This window comes from Moraxella equi, from assembly GCF_002027555.1.
In the GTDB taxonomy this organism is placed as follows: domain Bacteria; phylum Pseudomonadota; class Gammaproteobacteria; order Pseudomonadales; family Moraxellaceae; genus Moraxella; species Moraxella equi.
Window position 1 is genome coordinate 1 of record NZ_MXAP01000180.1, and the last position, 712, is coordinate 712.

Consider the following 712-nt stretch of genomic DNA (forward strand, 5'->3'; position numbering starts at 1 on the left):
CACACAGTCTATCATAAGCAAAGCAAACACCCAATGAGCCAAATATTCACCCATTGCCCTAAGTGTCAATCACCCTCTTTTGTTAAAGCAGGTTTTAATAATGGTAAGCAACGCTATAAGTGCAAAGACTGTTGTTATTATTTCTCTGTACACAAACATGCCTCACATAAGAGCGATGACATTAAAAAAATGGCAATAGATATGTATCTTGAAGGCTTGGGCTTTCGCTCCATTGGTAGAGTACTAAACATCAGTTATGGTACAGTCTATCAATGGGTTAAGCAATTAGGTGAACAACATCAAATCACCTCCGATAATACCAAGCTTATTGACATTGTCGAACTTGATGAGATTCACAGTTACACTAAGTTTAAAAAACTACTGTTGGACGTGGATTGCCATTGACGGAAGACACCAAACAAGTCTTAGGCTTTATTTGTGGTAAGCGAGACAGTAAAACCTTTGAAAGACTGTACAACAACCTAAACCCAAACAACATAAAACTGTTTTGCTCTGATTACTGGAAGTCTTATCAAGAAATCATACCCATACACAAACACCTAACCAGTAAAGCTCAAACGTTTACCATAGAGGGCTATAACAGTCTGATTAGGCATTTTACCGCAAGGTTTAAACGTAAAACCAAATGCTATTCTAAATGCCAAAAGATGATAGAAAATACACTGAGCTTACTGTTTGCTAAGTGGAATGG

General features: G+C 37.4%; 1 pseudogene. It reads left to right on the plus strand.

The annotated features are described in order from the left end of the window. Window positions 1-33: 33 nt before the first annotated feature. A pseudogene (locus tag B5J93_RS12955) lies at window positions 34-712 on the plus strand (IS1 family transposase); the annotation flags it as partial.